The sequence below is a fragment of the Sphingomonas sp. Ant20 genome, from assembly GCF_000783375.1.
In the GTDB taxonomy this organism is placed as follows: Bacteria; Pseudomonadota; Alphaproteobacteria; order Sphingomonadales; family Sphingomonadaceae; genus Sphingomonas; species Sphingomonas aerolata.
In genome coordinates, this window is record NZ_JRVI01000174.1 from 1 (window position 1) to 5,789 (window position 5,789).

5 protein-coding genes and 1 tRNA gene are annotated in these 5,789 nt (G+C 69.7%); all 6 read right to left on the reverse strand.

Translation table 11 applies throughout. The features are described 5' to 3' along the window. Positions 1-13: 13 nt before the first annotated feature. Positions 14-2,686, reverse strand: coding sequence for a glycoside hydrolase family 3 C-terminal domain-containing protein (locus NI18_RS16825; RefSeq protein WP_198527049.1), 2,673 nt, complete (start codon positions 2,684-2,686; stop codon positions 14-16). Between the two features lie 41 nt (positions 2,687-2,727). Continuing rightward, a complete protein-coding gene (locus NI18_RS27255) occupies positions 2,728-2,964 on the reverse strand; it encodes a hypothetical protein (RefSeq protein ID WP_306286478.1) in 237 nt (78 codons plus the stop codon). Continuing rightward, positions 2,961-4,670 (reverse strand): sialate O-acetylesterase, encoded by a 1,710-nt coding sequence (locus NI18_RS16830; protein ID WP_306286479.1) that lies wholly within the window; start codon positions 4,668-4,670, stop codon positions 2,961-2,963. Before NI18_RS16830 ends, NI18_RS27255 begins: the two co-directional genes overlap by 4 nt. Before the next feature lie 23 nt (positions 4,671-4,693). After that, the gene (locus NI18_RS16835; protein ID WP_128082295.1) at positions 4,694-5,026 is read right to left on the reverse strand and encodes a hypothetical protein; all 333 of its coding nucleotides are present in this window, start codon (positions 5,024-5,026) and stop codon (positions 4,694-4,696) included. A 334-nt stretch (positions 5,027-5,360) separates the two neighbouring features. Continuing rightward, positions 5,361-5,436 (reverse strand) — tRNA-Phe (locus tag NI18_RS16840). A gap of 53 nt (positions 5,437-5,489) precedes the next feature. Beyond that, positions 5,490-5,663, reverse strand: coding sequence for a DNA gyrase inhibitor YacG (gene yacG / locus NI18_RS23605; protein ID WP_081877796.1), 174 nt, complete (start codon positions 5,661-5,663; stop codon positions 5,490-5,492). Between the last annotated feature and the right edge of the window lie 126 nt (positions 5,664-5,789).

Here is a 5,789-nt window from a genome sequence, read left to right on the forward strand (position 1 = left end):
ATCGAGCGGGCGATCATAGCGGCAGCGCTGCGGAAGCGCGCGCGGTGAAGCGTGTCGTCGCGCCCGGAACGCCGGTGCCGGGCTGGCCCGACCCCAGCGTCACGCGGTACGTGCCGGCGGCGACCGATCGCGTGCCGTCGAGCGCGACCGAACTCAGGTCGCGCGGCGACAGGTCGAAGCTGAGCATGCGGGTTTCTCCCGGGTTGAGGTCGACGCGGCGAAACCCGCGCAACGCGATCCGCGGCGTACCGGGCCGGTCGGGGAAATCGAGGTAAAGCTGCGCGACTTCGGCGCCCGCGCGCTTGCCGATATTGCGGAGCCGCGCGGTAACGCGGATGCCGGTCTCCGCCCCGGCCGGCGCGGGCTCGACCCGGATCGCATCATACGCGAAGCGCGTGTAGCTGAGCCCCGCCCCGAACCGATAGACGGGCGTGCCGGTGAAATAGCGATAGGTCCGCCCGGCCATCGCATAGTCGCCGAAGGGCGGCAGATCCGCGACGCTGCGGTAGAAGGTCAGCGGCAGCCGGCCCGACGGATTGGTCCGGCCGGTCAGGATATTCGCTGCGGCCAGCCCGCCCTGTTCGCCCGGATACCAGGCCTCGAGGATGGCGGCCGCGTGATCCTTGGCCCAGGCGAGATTGATCGGGCTGCCGTTCATCGCGACCAGCACGATCGGCTTGCCCGCGGCGCGCGCCTGTTCGAGCATCGCGATCTGGTCGGCGGGAAGGTCGAGCGTGGTCTTGTCGCCGCCGGCGAAGCCCGGAACGCTGACGCCGGTTTCCTCGGCTTCGAGATCGGAGGTGAGGCCGACGACCGCGACGACGATGTCGGCCGCCGCGGCGGCGCGTTTCAGCGCAGCGGTCGGATCGTCCGATACGCGTTTCCAGACGAGATCGCCGCCGCCGCCGTCGATCGCGATGCGGTAGCGTCGCCCGGCGGTGAGCGTGAGCGTCTTCATTCCGGGCAGATCGTTCCAGCGGGCCTTGCGACGGTCCGACACGACCACCCCGTCGACCTCAAGCACGCCGCCCGCCCCCGACAGGCCGAGGCGATAGGTGCCGGTTTCGGGGGGGATGAGGAATCCGGTCCGGATCGTCCGGTGCACGTCGGCGACCCCGGCCAGCGCGAGCTGACGGTCGCCGACATCGGGCTCGATCCGGGTCACGACGGGGGTGTCCCGATACCGCACCGCCGCGACGATCGCGTCGCGCGTGCCGGGGGCAAAAGCGGTCGGCAGCGGGGCGACCGGGTTGTAATAGCGTGCGAGCACGCCCGGCTTGCCATCGGGGGTCTGCAGCGCGGAGGTCGGAACGCGGTCGCCATCGGTGACGGACTCGCCGAACGGGACCAGCGTGATCCGCTCGGCGCCGAGCGTCGTGCGCAGACCTTCGAGGATCGAGACCGGCGGTCCCGACAAGGGCGATGCGTAATTGCCGCGCAACACGCGGGTCGCGTCGCCCAGCGGCCCAATCACCGCGACCTTCGTCCCGGCGCGCAGCGGCAGGACGCCGTCATTCTTCAGCAATACCATCGACCGTTCGGCTGCAGTCAGCGCGAGCCGGCGATGTTCGGCGGCTCCGACCGCGTCGACCGGTACCGCCGCGGGCGCGCCGGCCAGACCGGGCAGATCGCCGGTGCGGTAGCGCGCCGCGAACAGGCGGACGAGGCTGCGATCGATATCGGCCGGGGTAACGAGGTCGCGCTGCAACGCGGTGCGATAGCGGGCGTCGAGCCCCGCCGTGTCGCTCAGCGTATCCCCGCTGCATTCATTGTCGACTCCCGAGCGCAGTGCCGCCGCGACCGCGGTCGCGCCGTCGGGGGCATATTTGTGGTTGTCGGCAATGTCCTTCACCGCGTCGCAATCGGACACGACATAGCCCGAAAACCCCCAGGCGCCGCGCAGATGCGTCTTGAGCAGCGGGTCGCTGGCACAGGCGGGCTGACCGTTGATGCGGTTATACGCGCACATGACCGACCCCGCCTGTCCGTCGACGATCGCCGCGCGGAACGCCGGCAGGAAGGTATCCTCGAGATCGTGCGCGGACACATAGACATTGGCCTGGTGCCGGGTGGCTTCCGGCCCGCTGTGGACGGCGAAATGCTTCGGCGTGGCGATGACGTGCGGGCGCTCGGGATCGGGGCCCTGCACGCCGCGAACGAAGGCGACGCCCATCGCCGCGGTCAGGACGGGATCCTCGCCATAGGTTTCCTGGCCGCGCCCCCAGCGCGGATCGCGGAAGATGTTGATGTTGGGGGACCAGCTGTCGAGCCCGGTGCCGATATGCCCGACCCGCCCGGTTTCGCGCGCGAGCGTGTGGAGCCCGCGGACCTCGGTGCTGATCGCGCCTGCCACCGCCTGGACGAGCGGCGCATCGAAGCTGGCGGCCAGACCGATCGGCTCGGGGAAATTGGTCGTCGCGATCGGCCCCAGCGCGCCGTGGAGCGATTCCGTCCACCAGTTATAGGCCGGAATGTCGAGCCGCGGGATTGCGGGCGCGACGTTGAGCAGTTGGGGCAGCTTCTCGTCCGCGCGAAGCTGCGCGACGAGCGCGGTGGCCATGACCGTGGCCTGGTCGGGCGCGTTCGGGCTGGTCTGCGCAGCGACCGGGGCCGCGACGAGCGCCATCGCAAGCGTGAGCGACGGGCCAATCGCCGCGCGCCGGGCGGGCATCATACTCTCGCGCATCATCGTCTCCCCCATGCTCGCCGGACGTCGCCGCCGGCGCGTCACGAAAGCGACGTTTCGAACGGGCCGACGGGCAGCCCTGCATCGTCGACCAGGTTGATCGCGGGCGTGTCCGACCAGGCATAGCGGACCCGCGTGACGGGCTGGCCGTCGCCGGGCAGCGTCACCTGGGAGCCGACGACCGTGCCGGATGCGTAGCGACAGCTTGCGGCGGCGGCACCGCACAGCTCGAACCCGATCGCCTCGCGCGCGCTTTTCGCGTGCAGCGCGCCGGTCACGCCGGAAAATCGAGCGCGACGCCGCCGCCGGGCGCGCGCTGTGCACGGGCGATGGCCGGGCCCGAGGGTGCGATCCGTTCGCCATAGACCGTCGCCCGCATGACCTGGGCAAGGCGTTGCCCCACCGCATGTTTTTCGCCCGGATGGATGTCGAGTGCATCGCCGATGTCGAGCGTGACCGCGACGCCGGCGTGGCGGTCCGTGGCGGCGACGCGACGCTGCGCATCGCGCACAGTGGCCCAGCCGCTCTCGCCTGGCGCAAAGGACGGTGCGCCGTAGCCGGCGAGCTGGGCGATGGCGAAGCCGGCCTGCGGGCTGCCGAGACGCGTGCGCCAGTCGGCGATCAGCGCGGTGAGACGCTGATCATAGCCCGGAATGCCGGTGTCGGACTCGCCCTGGTACCAGGCGATCCCGGCGACGCGCGTCCGGCCGAGCGGCGCGATCATCGCATTGTAGAGCGTCCCGGCGCCGTTGATGTCGTCCCACGGCACCCGGGGGGCGGAACCCGCGATCCGTCGCGCCTTCGCATAGCGCCAGCCATCGCCGAGCGGCACGCTGCTCCCGTCCCCGAAGGTGATCCGCATCGTGTCCGCAGGACCGGTCATCCCGCCATAGGCATAGACGTCATCGTCATTGACGGTGATGACGTTGCGCCCGGCCTTCAGCGTGCCGACGGGCAGCGCATAGACGCGCGATTGTGAGGCTAGACTGCTGCCGCCGACACCGATCCCGTTGACCCAGGTCCGGTCGGCATCGTCGATCGTCCCCAGCACGAGCGTGGCGGGACCGCGCGCCTGTTCGGCGGTGATCTCGACGCTGCGCTGATACCACAGCATGCCGTTGTAGCTGGCGAGGTCGGCGATGCCCCAGGTCTCGAAATTGGTCATCGCGGGCACCGCCTGCCAGTCGAGCGCGGCGCCGGGCTGCCACGGCTCGCGCCCGACCGCGTCGCCCGATCCGGTCCGCCACCAGGTCTCCCACAGCGTCATCGCACGCCGGTTCGCCGCCGCGGAATCGCGCGCATAGAGCGCGAGCAGATCCGCCTGGTCGCCTAGCCCCGCCTGCCGCAGCGCGGGATCGCTCATCCACGCGCTGATCCGTGACCCGCCCCAGCTCGCATGGATCGCACCGATCGGTACGGCCGCGCTCCGCCGGAGCGCTTGCGCCATGTAGAAGCAGGCCGCGGAGAAGGCGGGCTGGCTCGTGGGGCCGGCGACGGTCCAGCGCACCGCATCGTCGAGCCGCGCGACGGGCGTCGCGGCGGCGCGCTTCGGGATGGTCAGCAGGCGCAGGCCGGCGTCGACGGGTGCATGCGCATCGGGGATCAGGTCCTGCGCCTCGCTGACCGCCAGTTCCATGTTGCTCTGGCCCGAGCAGAGATAGACATCGCCGATCAGCACATCGTGCAGCACCGCCGCGCCGCTCTGCGCCGCGACCGTCAGATCATAGGGACCGCCGGCGTCGAGCGCGGGCAATTCCGCAGCGAAGCGGCCTGCTCGGTCCGTCTTTGCCGTGACCGAACGCCCCGCCAGCGTAATCATCACCGTCTCCCCCGCCGCCGCCTCGCCGGTCAGCGCGATCGGCTGACCCCGCTGGATCACCGCGTGATCAGTCAGTACGCCGTCAAGACGCGGGGCCGCGAGCGCGGCCGACGCGCTGCTGGCAAGAAGGACGGCAATGGCAAGACGGGCGGGCAGGCGTGGCATGATTCGATGGGTCCTCTGGCAGGTCAGACGGGCTGGAGCCCGTGGCGCACGATATGATCGATACGTTCGCGGTGGTGAGGCGGGCTGGCCACCAGACGGTGTGTCGGGGCGTCGTTTTCGATCGAGCCGGGCATCACCGCCGTGCGTGCGCGGAGGCTGACGACTATGTCGTTACCAGCGCCGTCTATCGCGGGCAGGGGTAGCGTGTTGCTCTGAATGGCAGTGTCGTGCGCGAAGGCGGGCAGCGCGCACGTCAGTGCGGCAACGCTGATCACGTGCGCGACTGCAGGGCCACGGCGGGCGAGCGTCGGGCTTTGGGCCGCAACGGTGGAAGCAGCAGACGTCGTCGAGCCCATCCTTGCCTCCCCTCATGGGTCGCATTGCCTCATCGTGCGTGAGGCATGGGCGACCGAATTGCATGTCTCCGACTTCAGACGGAGATGCGCAATTTAGCATTTGCGATAGCGCTCACACTAACCCGGATGTCGGGCTTTGCAAGTATTTGTCGGAGTGAATCCAAAACAGCTCTCAAATGCCAGAGCGCCATGCGATGTGGAGCACAATTGACAAGACTATGGGCTGGATGGCCGCGCGGGCGAGGCTGGACCATGAACGGCATGATGCGGCGGCTGAACGCGCGTGGACGCCTGCCGCAAAGTACGGTTCGGTGTTGCAATATCAGAAGAAAAATGGTGCCCGGAGACGGGGTCGAACCGCCGACACTGCGATTTTCAGTCGCATGCTCTACCAACTGAGCTATCCGGGCATCGTCCGATCGGGATCGGATGAAGGGCCGATCGTGCGATCGGAAGGGCGCGTTTAGTCGGGCTCTTCACCGCTGTCTAGCCCCGTTTGCGATATTGCGCGACCGGGGATGCGATAGCCTTCGCCGAGCCATTGCAGCAGGTCGCGGTCGCGGTGCCGGCTCGAGCAAAAGGGGGCGTAATCGGGGACGGCGGGCTGGCCGCAGATCGGGCATTTCACGGCGGGCATCAGCGGCTCTCCAGATCGTGGACGACGCCCGTACGACGGGCGAGCGTCGCCAGCCAGTCGGGGTGCGCCATGAGGCGGGCATGGACCGCGGCGGGCAGCGCATGGCGCCGCGGGGCGGTCGGCGGG

Coding starts and splice junctions, on each gene's coding strand:
- NI18_RS16825 (WP_198527049.1), bottom strand. CDS start 2,686: ATGCGCGAGAGTATGATGCCCGCCCGGCGCGCGGCGATTGGCCCGTCG.
- NI18_RS16830 (WP_306286479.1), bottom strand. CDS start 4,670: ATGCCACGCCTGCCCGCCCGTCTTGCCATTGCCGTCCTTCTTGCCAGC.
- NI18_RS16835 (WP_128082295.1), bottom strand. CDS start 5,026: ATGGGCTCGACGACGTCTGCTGCTTCCACCGTTGCGGCCCAAAGCCCG.
- yacG (WP_081877796.1), bottom strand. CDS start 5,663: ATGCCCGCCGTGAAATGCCCGATCTGCGGCCAGCCCGCCGTCCCCGAT.